Genomic DNA, 19,480 nt, shown 5'->3' on the forward strand with positions numbered 1-19,480 from the left:
GATGCCGGGGCAACGCGCTAACCTTACCCGGATCCGGCCAGCACAAAGAGCTGGCTGTATCCGGTTTTAAAGGTCAGTAGTTTTTCCATGCTTTCCCCGGCCCAGAAGCAGCGCATGGCCCGGATCACCCCGGCATGGGTGACCACCAGGGTATGGGAGGTTATGGGGAGCTGGTTGAAAAAGGGGGACACCCGGTCAAAAAGATCCTTAAAGCTTTCCCCGCCCGGGGGGCGGAAATTGTAGATCTCCCGGCCCCGCTGTTCAAAAAGGGCGGGGTGGCCGCTTTTAATGCGGTCAAATGATTGGCCGTCCCAGTCGCCCAGATCAATTTCATTGAGGCGGGTATCGACGGCGGGGACGCTGCCGGGGCAGGACGTGGCGGCGGTTTCCCGGCACCGGGTGAGGGCGGAGGTATAGACCTTTTTGAATTTTATCCCGGAAAATTCCGCCTGCCAGGCCCGGGCCTGGGCCCGGCCTGCCCCGTCCAGGGGAAGATCGGTGCGGCCGATGAACCGGCGGACGGTCCCTCCCCGGATTTTTCCGTGGCGCAGGAGGAAGAGGAGGGGGCCCTTATCCGAGAATTTCCCCGAGAGGTCGGCCTGCAGCCGATTCGACCCGGGCATGTATGATCCGAGCAGTTTCAAGGCGGTTGAATATCTCCTTTTTTACATGGGGAAACCGGTTGGCTTTTTCATGGAACCGCCGGGGGTAATCCAGGTCCAGTCGGTCCCCGTCACAGAGTTTGTCAGCCAGGTAAACGATCTGGGCTTCATCCAGTTCCGGCCCCGGCACTAGGTCCATGTGATCGGCAACGATACGGGCGACCCCGGGAAAGCCTAAGTCCAGGAGCAGGCGTTCCCCGGCCCGGGCATGGTCTTTTTCTTTCCTTTTAATGTCGTGGAGCAGGGCCCCGGCCCGGATGAGCGCCGGGTTCAGGGTTAAGGCGTTGGGGGCAATGGCCCGGACAAGGGTAAGGGCGGTTGTCGATACCCGGGTCAGGTGGGCGCAGATCCCGGGGGCCTCTCCCAGTTCCCCATGGATGATGGAACGGCATTCCGCTTCATCGGGAATATCCAGGGTTTCGTATTTGGCCTTTACCGCGTCATATCCCCGGGGCGTATCGGCGTCCATGAGGATGCCCCGGTCGTGGACGGGCAGGCGGATGATGCCCGCCTTATCCGAAAAGAGGATCTGCCTCAGGTTGCCCTCCGGGCCGGCCTGGGCCACGGCGGGAATCAGCCGGGACGGAATCAGGGGGGGATGGCCGGTCAGGTTTCCGGTCTGGCCCTTGGTTTGCTCCTGGAATTCCGGTATGACCAGGGCCTCCGGGTTCTCCTTAAATGTCCGGTGGATGCGGCCGATGGTGGCGGGGCGTATGGCCGGGATATCTGCGGGCAAAAGGAAAAATCCCCTGGTGCCGCCGGGCAGGCCGGCCACACCGGCCCGGATGGAGGAGAACATGCCCGATGCATAATCCGGGTTGAACAGGGGACGGCCCCCCGCCGCCGTAACGACCGGAGCGAGATGGTCATGGTTGTGGCCGGTGACCACGATGACTTCCCTGATCCCCGCCCGCTTGAAGAGCCCGATGACCGTCGTGATCACATCGGTACGGCCCAGGGGCAGGAGCGGCTTGTACCTGCCCATGCGGGAGGAGAGCCCCGCGGCCGGTATGAGGGCGGCCTCCATCAGGCCGGATTACCCTTGTTTTCCGCCCGGACCCTGATCAGTTCCCCCATGATGCTCACGGCGATTTCCGCCGGGGTTTCGGCCTTTATCTTCAGGCCGATGGGTGAGTAAACCTTTTCCAGCAGGGCCGGATCCACCCCTTTTTCCACGAGGTTGTCGTAGATCTGTTGCTTTTTCTTTTTACTGCCGATCATGCCGATGTAGGCGGCATGGGTTTCCAGGGCCTGTTCCAGCACGATCTGGTCGTGGAGGTGCCCCCGGGTGAGGATGACAATATAGGCGCTGCCGTCGATGGGCAGGCCTTCAAAGGCTGAGGAAAAATCATCCAGGACCCGTATATCAGCGGCATGGGGAAAGCGCTCTGCATTGGCAAACTCTTTCCGGTCGTCCATGACCACGCAGGTGAAGTCCGTGAGGTTGGCCAGTGTGGCCAGCTGGAATCCCACGTGTCCGGCCCCGCAAATATAAAGGGTATGGGGCCGGGCCAGGGGGTCGATGATAAACTGGTCCAGGCCGTGGCACTGCCGCACCGGGCCGGAACCTGTGAACCTGTTTTCTCCGGCCGCATCCAGCAGGGGCTTGGGCAGCATGCCCGGGCCCGCCACCTCTCCGCCTTCCAGCACCAGGCTGGTTTCGGCAGGCCCGTCCGGGGTGATCCGGGTGACGGCCAGGGCCTTTTTCCCCCTGGTTTCCAGGTCCGCCAGCATTTGCCAGACCCGGAGCGCTTCCGGATCACAGGGGGGGGCAAAACTGCGGATCCACACCGTAAGGCTGCCCCCGCAGACCATATCCATCCCCTCTTTGAGTTCCTGGTCCAGGGTAAAGTCCATGATCCGGGACCGGGACCGGTCCATCATCCCTGTGCAGGTTTCAATGACATTGGCCTCCACCAGTCCGCCGCCGATGGTACCTAAGATGCTTTTGTCCTGTTGGACCAGCATCCTGCTGCCCGAGGTGCGGGGGGTGGAGCCACTGTGGCCGATGATCACGGCCAGGGCAAAGGGGGTGTTTTTTTCAAGAAGGTCCAGGGTTTCCCGGATGAGTGATGTCATGATTTCGTTCTCCTAGCCTATTTCCCGAAACTGCAGTCCGGATACCTGCAGTCCCGGCAGTTAGAACAGAATCCGCCGTGTCCCATCTGGATAATATCGGCTTTTTCCACGCTCTCCCCGGCCAGGACCCTGGGAACCACCAGATCGAAGATGGAGGCCCGGTAGTACATGACGCATCCGGGCAGGCCCACCACCGGGATATCGTTGATATAGGCCAGCATGAACATGGCACCGGGGAGGACCGGGGCCCCGTAGGTGACGATTCTCCCGCCGGCGGCCCGGATGGCGGCCGGTGTCAGGTCGTCGGGATCCACGGACATGCCGCCGGTGACGGCGATCATCTTTGCCCCGCCGGCGATCAGGTCCCGGATGGCGGCCACCGTCATTTCAAGGTCGTCGGGGACCACCCGTTTGCCCATGATCCGGGAACCCAGCTCATTGAATTTTTTTTCCACCACCGGTCCGAATTTGTCCCGGATCCGTTCATGGAAGACCTCGGAACCGGTGACCACCATGCCTACATCCAGCCCGGCAAAGGGTTTGACCTCTATGATGGGAAAGAATTCCCGGCAGACCTTTTCCGCCTCGGTTACCTGTTTTTCGGGTACGGTCAGGGGTACCACCCGGGTGCCGGCAATGTCCTGGCCCTCATCCACGCTGCGGCAGGTGTGGAGGGTGGCGCAGATCACATCCTGGACCGAATTGAGCGCTGCCAGCCCCTCGACATTGACCTTCAGCAGGCCGTGGATCCTGGATGAAAAGCCGACCTTGCCCTCCTTGGGGGCGGAGAGGTCGATGTTCGGGCCCATGGCGGCACGGGCGATGCGCTGGGCAGCCTCATTTTCATGGACCTCGTTTTTCAGGCCGGCCACATAGATATGCTCCTTGCCGATGTCCAGCAGGGCGTCCACATCCGCTTCGGTGATGATATGCCCCTTTTTGAACAGGGGGCCTTTGAACAGATCCGGAACGATCCGGGTGATATCGTGGAGCAGGACCTTGCCCACAGCTTCCCTGACGGGCAGGGCCTCTAGCTTGTCTTTTTCATAATACTTCAATCTATTACCTCATTCATTGTATAGAATCTGCCGCTTACCCACATAGGTGTTCCGAAAATCAAATTTCCGGGTGGTGATTCTGCCCATGCGCAGCCGGCCCGATTCAATGGCTGTTTTTAACCCGGGCGACCGGTCCGGGTCAATGTCAATATTCCGTGGAAGGGGGGCGAGCCCCATGAGTTCAATGTCCAGCACCGGGGTTCCCCTTTTGGGACCGGTATCTTTGTTTGTTCGATTGTTTATTGGGTTGGTTGTCCAATTATTTGCCCCATTGTTTACCTGAATATTTTTTCCCTTGCTGATACGGGCCGAAAAGTCCACCACCCCGGGCAGGGAGAAGAGTATATCGTCCAGGTCCGCCATGGTCAGGGGGACTCCGGCGCTGTCCGCCGACTCTGCCTGCCGGTTCCGTATCCGGTCCAGCCGGGGATAGGGGCTGCCGCAGGCACAGGGCGTGTCTATGATCCGGGAGACATCCCCGGTCCGGTACCGGATCAGGGGCATGCCCCGGCGGTTAAGGGTGGTGACGGCCACCTCCCCCCAGACGCCGGGGGGCAGCTGGGCGCCGGTGGCCGGATCAATGATTTCAAAAAAGAGATCGGGGAGGCGGAGGTGGAGCCCCTCCCGGGCCGGGCACTGGATGGCCCCGCCGAATCCGGTTTCCGTCATCCCGTAATGGTTCAGCACCTTCCCTCCCAGCAGGGCTTCCACCCGGCCGGCCAGGGCCGCCGGCAGATGGTCCGCCGTGAGGATGGCCCAGGGGATCCGGGTCGTCAGGCTGCCCGTGGATTTCATATATTCGCCCAGGGCCAGGATCTGGACGGGCATGCCGATGATCAGGGCGGGGCCCGTCTGCTCCACCAGGTCGGCCGCCGGCTTAAAATCTGTGATGATGCCCGGCACCCGGGGACGCGCACCAAGGGCTTCCATGGCGGTTTTGATAAGGTCCCCGGCCGAGGCCCGGGTGCTGCCGGGCAGAAAGATGAGCCCGGTATCCCCCGGGGCCATGAGGGGGGCGAGCACGGCCTTGAAAAAATCAAGGGTGCGGTCAAGGTCCCTGCCCGTGAAAAAGAGCCGTTTGGGGGCGGCGGTGGTGCCCGATGTGGCCAGGGTGGCGATGCGGGAAATCTCGTCCTGGGAGACGGCCAGAAAGGACTTGGGACTTTTCCGTATATGGCCGGGCCGGGTAAGGGGCAGGGCCGCCATATCCTTCAGTCCGGTGAGGGGGGCTGCCCCGGAAAGGCGGTCCCGGTAAAACCGGCTGGAGGACCGGGCATGGGCAAGGCTTCGGTTCAGGCAGTCCAATTGATAGGCCGCCAGCCGGTCTCCGGGGGATGCCGGTCCCGGCCCGGTAGCGTCGTATATCCATCTGTCTAAAAAGGCGGGAATCATGGCTTTCGGTAGAGTCCTTCGCCGTCGGCCCGGGTGAGGTTATAGGCGCAGAATGGGATGAGCCGCCCGTCCGGGGCCACGCTGTGGATGCAGCATCCCTTGAGCCGTTCAAGGTCCAGGTTCCAGGCATCCTGGAAGGCCATGCCCGACACCGAAAACATCCGGGTTTTGGCCTGGCGGATGAATTTGTCCAGGCCGTCCTCCTTAACGGGGGGCGCTGGTTCCGTCCCGATGCCCGCGGGGGCCTTCCAGTGTTCGGCCACGGAATCCCTGGCCTGTTTTGACCCCTGCTCCGCCTGCACCGGGGTGCAGCAGTCGGTGTGAAATGCGGTGAGGGCCGATGGCCGGCCGTCATCCCGGATGATGAATTTTCCGTTAAAGGAACAAAGGGCATGTTCACAGGAAGAGGGCCTGAACTCCCCGGCTTTGAACTGTCCCCGGGTCTGGGATTCAATCTCCCTGAGCACCTCGGGAATGGTGATCCTATTGTCATCGCCGGGGTGTTGCCCCGGGGCGGTGTGGTGGCGGCCGAAGTAGGAGACGGGCTGGAAATGGACGCCCCGGATGCCCGGGGCCCGGTCCAGGCCGAATTTGAGAATGGGGCCGATCTGGTCGATATTGATGCCGGGCACCAGGGTGGGGACCAGGATTACGCCGATGCCGTTTTCCATGCATGCGGCCGCGGCCCGTGCCTTGTCTTCAAGGAGCGGCCGGCCCCTGAGCGCCTCATAAACCTGATCTTCAACCCCGTCAAACTGGAGGAATACCGATGAGAGCCCGGCGGCTTTCAGCCGGGGAGCTAAGCCGGGGTCCCGGGCCAGGAGGAACCCGTTGGTGTTGAGCTGGACAAATCCGAACCCGGTTTCAACGGCACGGGAGATGATTTGGGGAAGGTCCGGCCTCAGGGTGGGCTCCCCCCCTGAAATCTGGAGGTTGGCATCGGGGCTGACCCGGTGCACCCCGGCCAGGAGACCGGTGATCTCCCTGAGTGTGGGATCGACGGTTTTTCCGGGGGCGGATCCGGCAAAGCAGAACCGGCAGGAAAAGTTGCAGTTCTGGGTGACCTCCAGCACGGCGGTGCAGGTATGCTGGCGGTGGTCCGGGCAGAGGCCGCAGTCAAAGGGGCAGCCGAGGTCTTCCGGGGTCATGGTGAACCGCTTTTGGATGGGAAGCTTGGGCCGGATCCAGTTTTCATAGCTTTGGCGCCCTTCCCAGAACAGGGTGGAGAACCGGCCGTGATCCGGGCATTCTTTTTCCAGGAATACCGCATCTCTGTTCCCCAGATGCCGGGCCGGAATCCGTTTGAAACAGACCGGGCAGAGGCTCTCGGTATGGTGTAGGATCTCTCTGTCTTTATTCATCATCAAGGTCCGCCGGGTCGATGCCGTATTCGGTGAGGATGGCCATGAGGGTGGTCAGGGCCCGGGTCAGAAGGGCGGGACAGGTATCGGGGTTCATATCGGGATAATGGGTCCCTGCAATCTGCCGGCATTGGCTGCCCCCGGGGGCGGCCCCGGTGAAAGAATCCATATAGACGGCCTGCATGGATGCCCTGAGGTCGGGGTCATCGGGGGCATACATGGCCAGGATGCAGATTCCGGCCGTGAGGATGCCGCAGGTGCCCGACCCAAGGCCGGAGCCCATGCACAGGCCCCGGGCGAAATGGACCAGTTCCCTGTTTCCCCTCTCCCCAAGGTCCAAAATCCGCTGCACCATGATCTGGCTGCAGCAATAGCCTTTGCTTTTTAATTTCAGTATCTCAATGTCATTCATATTTTTGCTTATCCGATGCTTTGTCTGCGATGATGAGGCAATATCCGGGGTTGATCTCCCTGGCCCGGCACCGGGCGCCCAGGCCGGCATGGAAAACATCCCCGGTGAGGGTTTTCCAGAAATTATCCAGGCTGCCGTGTTTAAATACCATTTGGCAGGCCATTTCCCTGAGCATCCGGGTGTGGTCCTCCCAGATCCGGAGCCTGAAACCGGCTCCCTCGACGGCCGCTTTCAATGCGTTGCGGCCCAGAGCCCCGTCCAGGCAGGTGAGGCCGGGGACCGGCGCCGGCGCCTCGCCGGGAAGATAAAGGTCGGTGAGCACCAGGTGGCCCCCCGGTTTGAGCAGCCTGAAAAATTCCTCCAGGCAGTCCTGCTTTTCCGCCACCAGGGAGAGGACGCATTCGCAGAATACGGCCCTGAAGGCAGAAGTTGCAAAGGGGAGAAGGGGCAGCCTCGCCCGTATGCCGGTCCAGCCAGACCCTGTTTTGGAGATCCGCTGGGCGGAGAGATCCATGCCGAAGGTGCTGAGCCCGGCTTCCCCGGAGAGGAATGCACAGGTCACCCCGTCACCGCAGCCGGCATCCAGTACGGGGTCGCCGGGGGCAAGGCCGCAATGGTCCAGGGCGGCCCGGGTCAGGGTTAGTCCGCCGGGCCTGTATGTGGTACGCTTATTTGTCCTCAAGGATCTTTTCCACTTCCGCCATCTTTCCCCGGGCCATTTCCGGTGAGATATATACGGCCCCGCAGCCCGGGCATTGGGGCAGGTCCACATCGAACCGGGAATCCAGGTAGGCCACATGGTTTTTGACACTCTCCAGCGGGGTGCGGCAGGTGCCGCAGGACAGGGCCGGGTTGTGGCCGTCCAGGGGGCCGCCCGGCGCAGTGCCCGGGGGCCGGGCCACTTCCATCCGGTGGCACCAGGTATCCAGGATCTCATATGCCCCGCCGTCTTCCTTGAATGCCACCCAGAAGCAGACATTGGCCGGCCGGAAATTGGCGATTTCAGCGCCCCTTTCCCCATCCACAAAAAAGGACCGGTTTTTTTCCGATTCATGGTGGTCCAGCACCCTTTGAATGTCCGGCACCAGGATGAATTCATCTTCCATGCGGGCCAGGGCCTCCGGCGGGATCATGATTCTTTTCCCGCCGTTGGTAATCGGTACCGTATCCTCTGGCGCTTCCCCGCCTTCCATCTCCCGTTTAAAGGCGGCGAGATTCCTGCGCCGGCCCGAAAAGCCGGGATCCTGCCTGTTTTCAGGGTCAGCCGTTCCCGGCCAGAACAGGTCCAGAATATGGCGGGCGGGTTTTCCGGCCCGGGCCAGGCGGTCCCGGCACATGGCACAATAGGCCATATAGTCCAGGGGGCTCTGCCGGACCCGGTTTTGGATGATGGTGCCGGCCAGGTTGGGGTTGGCATTGAAGACCAGGCCGCCGAAGCCGCAGCATTCAGTCAGTTCTCCGGCGGTGTCCAGTTCTTTGATCTCAAGGCCTTGTGATAGGGCCAGGGATCTCACGGCCTGCTGGACGGCCGTGTCCCTGCGGGCCGTGCAGGGGTCGCTGACAGCCACGGGGCCGGCAGGGGAGGGCTGGGGCCGGGGAAGGCCGGCGCGGAGGGCATCCATCTCCACGTAAAGGGAGGAAATCTCGGCCCCGGGCAGAACCTCTTCCAGCATCCGGGTGCAGGCGGTGCAGGCGGTGATGATCCCGGGCCGGCCCCAGGATTCCCAGAGGGCCTTGAGCCGGCTGCCGGTCTCCTGAAACAGCCCCTTTTGCCCCGCCCAGTATGCCGGTGCCCCGCAGCAGCCGGAGATGAGCCCGATGTCTTCTTCAAGGGTATTATTCAGCCATGCCCAGGCCGCTTTGACCTGGTCCGGGGATGAGCCGGTGAGCTGGCATCCCGGGAAGAACACCCTGTCCGAGGTGGTTTTGCCCGGGGCATGGATGGAGAAAAAGCAGGTTTCGCCATTGGCATGGGCCATTTCTCCCAGGGCGAATTCATGGGCGGAGGGGGGCATTTTATTATCTGCCACCATCTCCTGCCGGGCGGAGAGGCAGAGGTCGGCCATGGAAAAATCATTGGGGCAGACGGTTTCGCACTGACCGCAGAGGCTGCAGGAGTTGATCAGGGTATTGGCCTTTTTTTCCCCCATGACGATGGCCAGATTGTTGTAAATCTCCCGGGCGTATTTACCGGGATGGCCCTTGAAATTCTCCAGAAAGGTGTTGCAGGTCCGGATGCACCGGGAGCAGTCGCACTGGATGCAGCGGCCTGCCTCCAGGGCGGCCTGTTCAATATTTTTTCCAGCATCGGCAATCATTGGCCGGATCGCCTCATGGCTGATGTCCGTGGAGAGCCCGGTCTGAAAAACGCCCTCCCTCTCCCGGCCGGCCCTCAGGGAGACCCCGGACAAGATCCGGTCCATGGAGGTGGCGGCCTTCCGGCCCTGGAAGGCAAGGTCTATGGGGTAGCTGTCAGGGCTGGCGGAGGCCCCGTTCCGGGAAAAACCGCCGGCAAACCGTTTGGAATCCGACAGCCATTGGAGGGAAAATTCCTCTGTTTCCGGAGGATTCTCTGGCCCCCCCCGGGCGTCCATGCCGATGTACTGGGCCTGGAACCGGTCCTGCGCCTCTAAGAAGGATGTATACCCGGCCCGGGTGGTGAATTTCACCCCGAATCTTTCAAGGCGTGCAATCTCCCGGTCCAGAACCGACGGGGGCAGGACCGCCCTGTCCAGTTGGCGCAGGTGACCGCCCAGCCGCTCTTCATGTTCGAATACACGGACCTTATAGCCCTTGAGGGCCAGGTCCCAGGCCGCCGTGAGGCTGGACAGGCCGCTGCCCCAGATGCCGACGAGTGTTTCCTTGGCCGGGGGGGGGAAGTATTTTTTCTGCCGGTTCCGGTTTCCGGCGCAGGCCCGTTCCAGCCGGCCGATGGCCAAAGGATCATCAAGCTCTTTACGGATGCAGGCCGCTTCGCAGGGATGGTCGCAGATCCGGGTGATGATTTCCGGCAGGGGCAGGGTTTTTTCAATGATTTTAAAGGCCTTGTCCGCATTCCCCCCGGCCATCTGGGCCAGGAAACCTTTTACATCCACATGGAAGGGGCACCGGGCCGTGCAAAAGGCCGGCTCCTCCTGGATGCATTTTTTCTCATAGGCGGTGAGGTCTGATTTTTCCATGGTTTAAAATGAATTAAACCGCCGGGGCAGGCCCCGGCGGCTGGGTTGCAGGTTAAAGCGGGGGCTAGCCGTTCAGTTCCGCCAGCACCTTGTCCGGTGTGGCCGGCAGCCGTTTGATCCGGGCCCCGCATGCATTGTAGATGCCGTTGATGACGGCGGCATGGGGGGAGGTCAGCGGCAGCTCGCCCACGCCGGCGGCGCCGAAGGGGCCGTGTTCCCTGGGGGTCTGAACATAGATCAGTTCAATGTCGTCGGGGATGGCTTTGATGTAGGGGAAGCCCGCACCCACCATGGTGGAATGCTTTTTGATGTCCTCGTAATCTTCGGACAGGGCCAGGCCGATGCTCTGGGCAATGCCGCCGTACATCTGGCCGTCCACCACCAGCTTATTGTTGATCTTGCCCACGTCGGCAATGGCGGTCATCTTGGTGACCTTTGTCTTGCCCGTGGCCGTTTCAACGCAGACTTCGGCCATGAACAGGCCGTACATGTACACGGCAAAGGGGCTGCCCTGGCCGTTTTCATCACAGTCCACAGCCGGGGCGGTCCAGGCGCCGGTGTATTCCACGGGGATTTTTTCTTCCTTCATTTCTTCATAGGTCCGGTAACTGCCGTCGCTTTTTCTCATACCGCCCAGCAGCAGTTCGCAGGCCGCCTTGGTGGCCTGGCCGGTGACCACCTGGGAGCGGGAACCGCCGGCAGGTCCGGAGTTGGGGGTGACGGAGGTGTCGTTCATCACCAGTTTTATCTTTTCAGGGGCGATCCCCAGGGGACGGAGGGCCTCGTGGGCAGTGCCCAGGGTGCCTGCATCTGCGCCCTGGCCGTGGTCTTCCCAGGAGTTGAATACGGTGATGGTGTTGTCCTCGTTGAGCTGTACCCGGGCTTCGGAGCCGTCCGGGCCGTCCAGGCCGCAGCCGTATACCCCGATGGAGATCCCCACCCCGTATTTTTCGGCGTCGGTGGACTTTCTGGCGGCTTCGGCTTTGGCAGCCTCGTATTTGGGTTTGAGGGTATCGAACATCTCTTCCAGGCTCAGGGCGTCCGGGGTCTGGCCCGTGGGGGTGGTGGCCCCTTCACGGTAGATGTTTTTATAGCGCAGGTCAAAGGGGTCCATGCCCAGCTTTTCGGCCAGCATGTCCATGAGAACCTCTGAAGAGAATTCGCTCTGGGGAGACCCGTAACCCCTGAAGGCGGAGCCCCAGGCGTGGTTGGTGCAGACGGTGCGGCCTTCGCCCCGGATATGGGCAATGTCGTAGCCGGCGCCGATGAACTGGGCCCCGCGCAGGGTTAAAAGGTCGCCGAATTCGGAGTAGGGGCCGTGGTCCACGGACCAGTCGGTTTCCATGGCCTTGAGTTTCCCGTCTTTTTCAGCAGCCAGCCTCACATTCATGAAGAAGGGAGAGCGTTTGCCCGTATAGGTCTGCTGCTGGTACCAATCGTAGTTGAGGAATACCGGTTTGCCCGTGGCCATGGCGGCCACGCCCACCAGGGCTTCCATAGTGGGGGAGAACTTATAGCCGAAGGTGCCGCCGGTGGGGTTCTGGACCAGGGTGAGTTTTTCAGGCTCGATCCCCAGGCCCGGGGCGATCATGGCCAGGTGGAGGTGGATGCCGATGGATTTGGAGTGGATGGTCAGCGTTCCGTCTTCGCCGGGGAAGGCAAAGCCCACGTCCGGCTCGATGGGCATGTGGGGCTGGCGGCCCACGTAGAAATCATCTTCAATGGTGACATCGGCATTGTCAAAGATGGGGGCGGTTTCCTCCCCTTTTTTGATGGCCTGGGTAAAATAGATATTGGGGGTGCCCGGATGGATTTCCATGGCATCTTCGGCCATGGCGGCCGGTGCGCTCATGTATTCGGGCAGGGGTTCCAGGTCCACCTTCACCTTTTCTGCGGCGGCCTTGGCATTCTTCTCTGTGTCGGCACAGACAATGGCAATGGCGTCGCCGAACTGGAATACCTTTTCATCGCAGAGGATGGGCCGGTCCCAGCCGTCCCCCTTGTTGGAGGGGAAGGTGATCAGCCCGGTGATTCTGTTTTTGCCCTTAACGTCCTTGTGGGTGACCACCTTGTAGACGCCGGGCATTTTTTCGGCTTCCGAGGTGTCAATGGATTTGATATTGGCGTGGGAGACCTTGGCCTGGACCAGGGCCAGCCTCAGGGTCTCTTCGGGCATCTTGATCCCCAGGTCGGCCCCGAAGTCGCAGGTGCCGGTGACCTTGGCCACGGCGCTGGGCCGGGGGTATTTGGTCCCCCAGATCCGGCCGTCTTCGGGGATCTTGAACATCAGTTCGTCCATGGACATCTCGCCGTTGATGACCTTGGCCGCATCCATCACCGAATCCACTAGCTGTTTGTAACCGGTGCAGCGGCAGGCGTTTCTGTGTTTCTGGAACCAGTCCCGTACATCCTCGCGGGTGGGAGTGGGATGGGTGTCCAGCAATGCCTTGCAGGAGACGATGAAGCCCGGGGTGCAGAACCCGCACTGGGCGCCGCCGTTGGCAATCCAGGCCACCTGGATGGGGTGGAGGTTGTCCGGGGTGCCGATGCCTTCAACGGTGGTAATCTCCGAATAATCCGGCACCCGTTTCATTTTGGTGACACAGGACCGGACCAGTTTTGAGTTCAGAATAACATTGCAGGCGCCGCACTGGCCCTGGTCGCATCCGACCTTGACACCGGTGAGGTAGAGGCCGTTCCGAAGGACAGTGGACAATGTATCATCCTCATTTACAAAAACGGTTCTTTCAATACCGTTTACCAATAGTTTTTTACCGATCATTTCAATCTCCTTGTACGTTTAAATCAAAGTACGTTTAAATCAAAAGTTGAGCCTTGAGCGGGAAGCCTGGTGAATATGTGGACCCTGGTGGAAGGCAGATCTTGTTTGTTTTGTATGTTTGGGGATGTTTTTAGTCAAGATAATAATTGATTAATAATTATTATGACTAAAAATAACTAAAAATAACCATTGGTGTTTGCGCGCAGATGTGCCCGGGACGGGTGTCCCAGGCTGTTTTTTTTAATGTTCAAAAATGAATGGGGAAGGAGCCGATAACAGGGATCAGCGAGTCAGGATGGCCTCAATGCAGCCGATGGCACGGGAGGAAAAATTTTTTTCCAGGTTGGGTCCGAAATGGTCGGCCATGGCGCCGAAGATCAGGCCGGTGTTTACCGCAGGGATGCCTTTGGTTTCCCGGATATGGTTGACCGTCCGCCACCAGGCCGCGGCATTTTCAGTTTCATCGGAAAAATAGTCTGGTTTGAATCCGGCGTCGGCCAGTTGGGCGTTGAGGGTATCCCAGGCTGGGACAAAGGAGGTGGCGGCATCCGCCCCCCAGGGCACGGGCATGAGGGGCACCGGGCCCGGGCCGTCCACGATTTCATGGAGGATGAGTTTGCCCCCGGGCTTGAGAACCCGGTGGAATTCGGCCAGGGCTCTGGGTTTGTCCTCGATGTTCATGAGGATATGCTGGCAGAGCACGGCGTCGAAACAGGTGTTGCCGTATGGCAGGTCCAGGACCGAACCCTGCTGGAAACGGATGTTGCGCCCCTTGTCCATGCCGCACCATTGGGTCAGGATCCGGGCCGTATGGATGAAGTCCTCCGTGATGTCGATGCCGGCAGCCTGGAACCCGAATTGTTCGGCCAGAAGCCGGGTGGAGCCGCCCATGCCGCAGCCGGCATCCAGGATCACCGAATCCGTTGCCAGGCCCGCCTTTTTAATCAGGCTGATGGTGGCTTTGGGGCCGCCGGTGTGGAGCTGGTCCACCGGGGCCAGGTCCCGTGGGGAAATGGTTTCAGCGGATTTTCCGGCCTTTTCAAGGCCTGCCCGGATGGCTTCTACCAGGTCCGGGCAGGCGTAGTGGTGTTGAACGCGGTCTTCGGTTTCCATCAGCTTTTCAATTCCTTCAGGTCTCCGAAGAAATCCAGGGATTCCGGGTTTTTCAATGCATCCTTGTTTTTGACCTCCCTTCCCTCGATCATGTGGCGGACGGCCAGTTCCACCTTTTTCATGTTCAGGGTATAGGGGATGTCCGGGGTTTCGATGATCTTGGCCGGGACATGCCTGGGGGAGGCATGGGTTCGGATATCGGCCCGGATTCTTTTTTCCAGTTCCTCGGTGAGGGTGATGCCCGGGGCCAGTTTAACGAAGAGCACCACCCGGACATCGTTATTCCAGGGCTGGCCCACCACCACGGAATCATCGATTTCCATCATGGCGTCCAGGCGGCGGTAGATCTCGGCGGTGCCGATGCGGACCCCGCCCGGGTTGAGGGTGGCGTCGGAGCGGCCATACATGATAACCCCGCCCCGTTCGGTGACCATGACAAAATCCCCATGGGTCCAGATATTGGGGAACTGGTCAAAATAGGCCGAGTGGTACTTTGAACCGTCCTTGTCCCCCCAGAAGAAAATGGGCATGGAGGGGAAGGGGGCGGTGCAGACCAGTTCCGCCTGCTCGCCCACCACGGGTTTGCCGTCGGGGCCGAAGGCAAAGACCTTCATTCCCAGGCCCCTGCACTGGAGTTCCCCCACATAGACAGGCCCCATGGGATTTCCCAGGGCAAAACATCCGTTGAGGTCCGAGCCGCCGGAGATGGAGGCCAGCTGGATATCTTTTTTAATATGGTCGTAGACAAAGTGAAAATTTTCGTTGGAAAGGGGGGACCCCGTGGAGAGCACCGATTTCAGCGGACTCAGGTCGAACTGCTCCCCTGGTTTCACCCCTGCGTTTTTCAGGGCTTCGATGTATCCGGCCGAGGTGCCGAAGACGGTGATCTTTTCCTCTTCAGCCATTTTCCACAGCGCTTCGGGCCCGGGATGGAAGGGATTGCCGTCGTAAAGGACCAGGGTGGCCCCGGTGCTCAGGGCGCAGGTGAGCCAGTTCCACATCATCCACCCGCAGGTGGTGAAATAGAAGATGACGTCCCCTTCCCTGAGGTCGGTGTGGAGGACCAGTTCCTTTTTCTGGTGGAGCAGGACCCCGCCGATGCTCTGGACCATGCATTTGGGAAGCCCCGTGGTGCCCGAGGAGTACATGATATACAGGGGATCGTCAAAGTCCATCTGGGCAAACTCAATCTCTGTGGCGCCGGGTGTTTTGAAATCCTTGAAATGGACGGCATTGGGAAGGGCAGTGATGTCGGGATCCTCATTGACATAGGGAACCACCACAATTTTTTCAATGGAGGGCAGTTCTTTGACGATGCCGGCGATGCGGTCGATGCTGTCCAGGGGTTTTCCCTTGAAGAAGTAGCCGTCCGCCGTGAACAGCACCTTGGGCCGGGTCTGGCCGAAGCGGTCCAGCACCCCCTTGATGCCGAAATCCGGGGAGCAGGAGGACCAGATGGCACCCAGGCTGGTGGCGGCCAGCATGGCCACGATGGATTCGGGCATATTGGGAATAAATCCCACCACCCGGTCCCCGGGGACCACGCCGCAGGCCTTGAGGGCGGCGGCGGTCTGGGCGACCTCAGCGTAGAGCTGGTTGTAGGTGAGGGTGCGCCTGACCTTATCCTCCCCCCGGAAAACCAGGGCGGTGTTGTCGTTCCTGAATTTGAGCAGGTTTTCGGCGAAGTTGATCTTTGACCCGGTGAAAAATTTGGCCCCGGGCATCTTATCCTTGTCCTGGATCACCTGCTCGTAGGGTTTTGAGGCGGTGATATCCAGGTAATCCCAGGCTGCGGCCCAGAAATCCTCCAGATTGTCCACGGACCATTCCCAGAGTTCCGGATAGGCGGAAAAGTCCTTGTCGAACCGATTATTGACCCGGGTCATGAAATCATACATATTGGTGGATTGAATCCGTTCTTCCGAAGGCTGCCACAATAAATCGGCCATGGTCTTTCCTCCTTATTCGTAGAGTACTGCCAGGATGGTGGCTTTATCTGTTTTTGCCGTCAGATAGTGGGGGGTGGTGGAGAGGTAATAGGCCGAATCCCCCGGTTCCAGATCGTAGGAGTCCTTGGCGATGGTCAGGTTGGCCGTGCCCTCCAGTACAAAGATGAATTCTTCCCCGTTGTGGACGGAAATTTCGCTGTCTTCGGTTTTTTCCAGCTGGACGATGAGGGCTTCCATGTGCCGCCCCTGGACTTCCGGAGCCAGGCTCATATAGGAGTATACATTCTGTTTCCCGGTTTTGGAGGCGGAGCGTGAAATCTGTTTGCGGTCGTCTTTACGGGTAATGGAGTAAAGTTTGGTGCCCATGCCGGATACCAGGCGTCCCACGGCGGCATCCAGGGCCTTGGAGAGTTTCATGACCATGCCCAGCTGGGGGCTTTCCTTACCGCTTTCAATATCCGTCAGCCGTTCCACGCTGAAGCCCGTGAGGCTGGACAGGTCGTCCAGGGAAATTCCCCGCTCCTGCCGAAGCTGCCGTATCCGGGTTCCGACCTCGTCCACCTCCCCGGCCTCTCCGTTTTTGATATTGCCGGTGAGGTCCTCAAAATAATCCACATTGATATGGGGAATATTCTCTTTTTTTTCCATGGTATCTCCTTTGTGAAAAGCGGGAACGGTGACCCCGCTTCTTTTTATTTTAGGTATCCGGTTTTTCCGGCCGGATACCGTTTTTTAAGGTTTCGAACCAATGGGTTTAGGGGGTGGGCAGGATCTGGTCCGGTGTTTCCCCCAGTTTTTCCTTGAGCTTGGCCAGGCCGGGACGGGCAAACTGCATATGCCCTTCCTTCAGGGTCCGGCCGTTGATCATGGCCTCGGAACGGAGCCGGGCGCCTACGGTTTTTTCCAGTTGTTTGCCCAGCCAGAGGATTCTGTCCACATCGTATCCATGTTCTATACCCATTTCGTCGATTTGTACAAGGGTATCTTCAAGGCAGACCAGCCCCACATAGCGTTCGTCTTCATAGTAGTAGTCGCCGGTGCCCTTGATGGGCCGGTCGTCCATGAAGTTGGCCGGCTGCCCGCCCAGGCCCCCTAAGGTGGCCTCGAAATGGGTGATACCGGCCTGGAGCGCTGCCAGGACCGAGGCCGACGCCACCCGCTTAGTTTCATGGAAATGGGCAATGTGCAGGCTTGTGTCTGGAATTTCGTCCAGGATCATGGAAAAATAGCGGTAGACCTCGGGGGCCGAGGCTGAGCCGTCGTGGTCGGCATGTTCAATGTCCGATGCCCCGATGTCCAGCCAGTGCTTGGTGAACTCAACGGCATCCTTGAGTTCCGTGGCCCCGCCGATGGGCGATCCCCAGATGGTGGATACCGTGCCGCACATTTTGATGCCCACATCCGAGCATTTTTTGATGCAGCGTTCGGCCTCTGCCCAGTAATTGGGCAGGGTGGTGCCGGAGTTGGCAAAGTGGTGCTGCTCCTCGGTGGAAACCATCATGAGCACCCGATCCGGGCCCACCCCCCGTTTTCTCAGTTCAACGGCCCGGTCCACTGAGGGTTCACGGATGGTGATGGCCGTCAGGGTCACATCGTTCATGTCGATGCCCTTTTTTGCGGCCCGGGAGACGAAATTATCCGACCTGAGATGGGCCAGGAGCGCTTCGGCATCTGAAAACTGGGGCATGAGCCTGGGGTTGCCCAGGTTGGTGACCTCAATGTTCCGGCAGCCGGCAAAGATCAGTTCTTCCAGGTAGGTGATCTTGGCGGCGGTGGAAATGAATTTTTCCAGGTGCTGGAATCCGTCCCTCACCGTGATATCGCCGATGGTGACTTTTTTGGGCATTCTGGGGAAAATCTTCCAATAATCATACTCTGTCATGGTTTTCTCCTATGGTTAAAATCTAAAATTTCCGAATGTCGCATCATCGATGGGGTTGAGCAGGCTGACCTCAAAGGCCATGGCCAGCCAGTCCCGGATTTCGCTGAATTTCAGTACCCGGTCGCTGAGCAGGCGGGACCCGCAGAAAAAGGGATGGGCCTCTCCTTCATACTTGTCTATCATCTTTTGCTGGAAGGCCGCGATTTCTTCATCTGTCATGGGATTGCCGGTTTTTTTGCGTTTGGCCTGCTCAATGGAGAGCAGGACGCCGCCGGCGCTTTTTCCGCTCATGACGCCGGTCCTGGCCCGCATGGAGGAAAAGAGGAAATGGGGGCGGTAGGCCCGGCCGCACATGCCGTAGTTGGCCGCTCCGTTGTCCGGCCCCAGGACCAGCTGCACCCGGGGGACCTGGGCGCAGGAGACCGCCCTCACCATGTCCGCCCCGTATTTGCCGATGCCGGCGTGCTCGGAGTCCGAGCCCACCATATATCCCGGTGCTCCCTGGATGAAGAGCAGGGGGATTTTTTCGTAGGAGCACCGTACGATCCACTCGGTGACCTTTTTGGCCGTCTCATGGAAGATGATGCCCGAGCCGTTGGAGCAGATCACCCCCACGGGCAGGCCTTTGATCCTGATTTTTCCGGTAAGGATATTGCTGGCCCGGCCCGGGGCAAAATTTTTCTTTACCTCTATAAAATAGGAACCGTCGGCAATGGCCTGGATGATCTGGTAGCCGTTCATTCCCTGGTGGGGGGAGGGGGGGAGTACATCGTAGAGGCTGTCCAGAGGGATGGAGGGTTCCTGCTCCTGGTACCGATGCAGGTGAACGGTCTGGGGTTGGGTCAAAGAGAGCAGTTCCCTCACCCGGGTAATGCCCTCTGTCTGGTCGGCGCAGATATGGTCGGCACCGCCGGAGATGCCGGTGTGGACCTTGGCTCCCCCCAGATCCTCGGCGGAGATCTCTTCGCCTGTGGCCATTTTAACCAGGGGCGGTCCCCCCAGGAAAGAGAAGGACTGTTTGTCGATCATCACCGATTCACAGGCCATGAAAACGATATAGGCCCCACCGGCCGTATTGCCCCCTGTGGAGAGCGTTACCTGGCGCAGCCCCATGGCACTCATCCTGGCCATATTGTAGAAAATTGAGCCAAAATGCTGGTCATCGGGAAATACCTCGGCCTGCATGGGCAGAAAGGCCCCGCCGGAATCGGCAATATATACGCAGTTCAGGCCGCAGCGTTCGGCAATGGCCTGGGCCCGCATATGCTTTTTCAGGGTGATGGGAAAATAGGTGCCCCCCTTGACCCGGGAATCGTTGGCCATGATCATGGTCCAGTTGCCGTGGATTTTGCCGATGCCTGTGACAATGCCGGCGCAGGGCACGTCGTCCACCCCGGGATATCCCACGCCGAATCCGGCCAGAAGGGAGAGTTCGAAAAATGGGGTATTGGGGTCGATGAGATCGTTGATCAGGTCCCGTACCGGCCGTTTGTTCCGTTTGGCAAGGATATCCACGGCCTTCTGCCCCCCGGGCCAGACCGCTTCCTGCTGCCGGGCGGTAAGGGCCTCTTCTTCCTTGAGCCAGAATGATCTATTGTCGGTGGTCATGGA

The 19,480-nt window shown here is 59.9% G+C and carries 15 protein-coding genes; all 15 read right to left on the bottom strand.

Annotated elements, in window-relative coordinates:
* Positions 1–23: 23 nt before the first annotated feature.
* Positions 24–623 (bottom strand): histidine phosphatase family protein, encoded by a 600-nt coding sequence (locus HUN04_19215; protein WDP91718.1) that lies wholly within the window; start codon positions 621–623, stop codon positions 24–26.
* The gene (locus HUN04_19220) at positions 571–1,689 is read right to left on the bottom strand and encodes an NTP transferase domain-containing protein (protein ID WDP91719.1); all 1,119 of its coding nucleotides are present in this window, start codon (positions 1,687–1,689) and stop codon (positions 571–573) included. The genes HUN04_19215 and HUN04_19220 overlap by 53 nt, the downstream gene beginning before the upstream one ends.
* Complete coding sequence (locus HUN04_19225; protein WDP91720.1) at positions 1,689–2,741, bottom strand: XdhC family protein; 1,053 nt, start codon at positions 2,739–2,741, stop codon at positions 1,689–1,691. The genes HUN04_19220 and HUN04_19225 overlap by 1 nt, the downstream gene beginning before the upstream one ends.
* A gap of 17 nt (positions 2,742–2,758) precedes the next feature.
* On the bottom strand, positions 2,759–3,799 hold the full coding sequence (locus HUN04_19230) for a molybdopterin-binding protein (protein ID WDP91721.1): 1,041 nt from the start codon (positions 3,797–3,799) through the stop codon (positions 2,759–2,761).
* 9 nt (positions 3,800–3,808) lie between these two features.
* Entirely contained in the window at positions 3,809–5,191 is a 1,383-nt protein-coding gene (locus HUN04_19235) for a phenylacetate--CoA ligase family protein (GenBank protein ID WDP91722.1), read from the bottom strand.
* Positions 5,188–6,555 (bottom strand): radical SAM protein, encoded by a 1,368-nt coding sequence (locus tag HUN04_19240; protein ID WDP91723.1) that lies wholly within the window; start codon positions 6,553–6,555, stop codon positions 5,188–5,190. The genes HUN04_19235 and HUN04_19240 overlap by 4 nt, the downstream gene beginning before the upstream one ends.
* Positions 6,545–6,964, bottom strand: coding sequence for a C-GCAxxG-C-C family protein (locus HUN04_19245; GenBank protein WDP91724.1), 420 nt, complete (start codon positions 6,962–6,964; stop codon positions 6,545–6,547). Before HUN04_19245 ends, HUN04_19240 begins: the two co-directional genes overlap by 11 nt.
* The gene (locus HUN04_19250; GenBank protein ID WDP91725.1) at positions 6,957–7,646 is read right to left on the bottom strand and encodes a methyltransferase domain-containing protein; all 690 of its coding nucleotides are present in this window, start codon (positions 7,644–7,646) and stop codon (positions 6,957–6,959) included. The genes HUN04_19245 and HUN04_19250 overlap by 8 nt, the downstream gene beginning before the upstream one ends.
* Positions 7,633–10,143 (bottom strand): 4Fe-4S dicluster domain-containing protein, encoded by a 2,511-nt coding sequence (locus tag HUN04_19255; protein ID WDP91726.1) that lies wholly within the window; start codon positions 10,141–10,143, stop codon positions 7,633–7,635. The genes HUN04_19250 and HUN04_19255 overlap by 14 nt, the downstream gene beginning before the upstream one ends.
* Before the next feature lie 64 nt (positions 10,144–10,207).
* On the bottom strand, positions 10,208–12,925 hold the full coding sequence (locus tag HUN04_19260; protein WDP91727.1) for a molybdopterin-dependent oxidoreductase: 2,718 nt from the start codon (positions 12,923–12,925) through the stop codon (positions 10,208–10,210).
* 282 nt (positions 12,926–13,207) lie between these two features.
* Complete coding sequence (locus HUN04_19265; GenBank protein WDP91728.1) at positions 13,208–14,038, bottom strand: class I SAM-dependent methyltransferase; 831 nt, start codon at positions 14,036–14,038, stop codon at positions 13,208–13,210.
* The gene (locus HUN04_19270; protein ID WDP91729.1) at positions 14,038–15,987 is read right to left on the bottom strand and encodes an acetoacetate--CoA ligase; all 1,950 of its coding nucleotides are present in this window, start codon (positions 15,985–15,987) and stop codon (positions 14,038–14,040) included. The genes HUN04_19265 and HUN04_19270 overlap by 1 nt, the downstream gene beginning before the upstream one ends.
* 12 nt (positions 15,988–15,999) lie before the next feature.
* Positions 16,000–16,635, bottom strand: a complete 636-nt coding sequence (locus HUN04_19275) for a helix-turn-helix transcriptional regulator (protein ID WDP91730.1) — start codon at positions 16,633–16,635, stop codon at positions 16,000–16,002.
* Between the two features lie 106 nt (positions 16,636–16,741).
* Entirely contained in the window at positions 16,742–17,869 is a 1,128-nt protein-coding gene (locus HUN04_19280; GenBank protein ID WDP91731.1) for a pyruvate carboxyltransferase, read from the bottom strand.
* A 15-nt stretch (positions 17,870–17,884) separates the two neighbouring features.
* Positions 17,885–19,477 (bottom strand): propionyl-CoA carboxylase, encoded by a 1,593-nt coding sequence (locus HUN04_19285; GenBank protein ID WDP91732.1) that lies wholly within the window; start codon positions 19,475–19,477, stop codon positions 17,885–17,887.
* Between the last annotated feature and the right edge of the window lie 3 nt (positions 19,478–19,480).

The sequence above is a fragment of the Desulfobacter sp. genome, from assembly GCA_028768525.1.
Taxonomy (GTDB): domain Bacteria; phylum Desulfobacterota; class Desulfobacteria; order Desulfobacterales; family Desulfobacteraceae; genus Desulfobacter.

What these genes read in the sequence shown, in the direction of transcription:
- HUN04_19215 (WDP91718.1), bottom strand. Translation starts at nt 623, where the DNA reads ATGCCCGGGTCGAATCGGCTGCAGGCCGACCTCTCGGGGAAATTCTCG.
- HUN04_19245 (WDP91724.1), bottom strand. Translation starts at nt 6,964, where the DNA reads ATGAATGACATTGAGATACTGAAATTAAAAAGCAAAGGCTATTGCTGC.
- HUN04_19260 (WDP91727.1), bottom strand. Translation starts at nt 12,925, where the DNA reads ATGATCGGTAAAAAACTATTGGTAAACGGTATTGAAAGAACCGTTTTT.
- HUN04_19240 (WDP91723.1), bottom strand. Translation starts at nt 6,555, where the DNA reads ATGATGAATAAAGACAGAGAGATCCTACACCATACCGAGAGCCTCTGC.
- HUN04_19280 (WDP91731.1), bottom strand. Translation starts at nt 17,869, where the DNA reads ATGACAGAGTATGATTATTGGAAGATTTTCCCCAGAATGCCCAAAAAA.
- HUN04_19265 (WDP91728.1), bottom strand. Translation starts at nt 14,038, where the DNA reads ATGGAAACCGAAGACCGCGTTCAACACCACTACGCCTGCCCGGACCTG.
- HUN04_19225 (WDP91720.1), bottom strand. Translation starts at nt 2,741, where the DNA reads ATGACATCACTCATCCGGGAAACCCTGGACCTTCTTGAAAAAAACACC.
- HUN04_19285 (WDP91732.1), bottom strand. Translation starts at nt 19,477, where the DNA reads ATGACCACCGACAATAGATCATTCTGGCTCAAGGAAGAAGAGGCCCTT.
- HUN04_19235 (WDP91722.1), bottom strand. Translation starts at nt 5,191, where the DNA reads ATGATTCCCGCCTTTTTAGACAGATGGATATACGACGCTACCGGGCCG.
- HUN04_19220 (WDP91719.1), bottom strand. Translation starts at nt 1,689, where the DNA reads ATGGAGGCCGCCCTCATACCGGCCGCGGGGCTCTCCTCCCGCATGGGC.
- HUN04_19275 (WDP91730.1), bottom strand. Translation starts at nt 16,635, where the DNA reads ATGGAAAAAAAAGAGAATATTCCCCATATCAATGTGGATTATTTTGAG.
- HUN04_19270 (WDP91729.1), bottom strand. Translation starts at nt 15,987, where the DNA reads ATGGCCGATTTATTGTGGCAGCCTTCGGAAGAACGGATTCAATCCACC.
- HUN04_19255 (WDP91726.1), bottom strand. Translation starts at nt 10,143, where the DNA reads ATGGAAAAATCAGACCTCACCGCCTATGAGAAAAAATGCATCCAGGAG.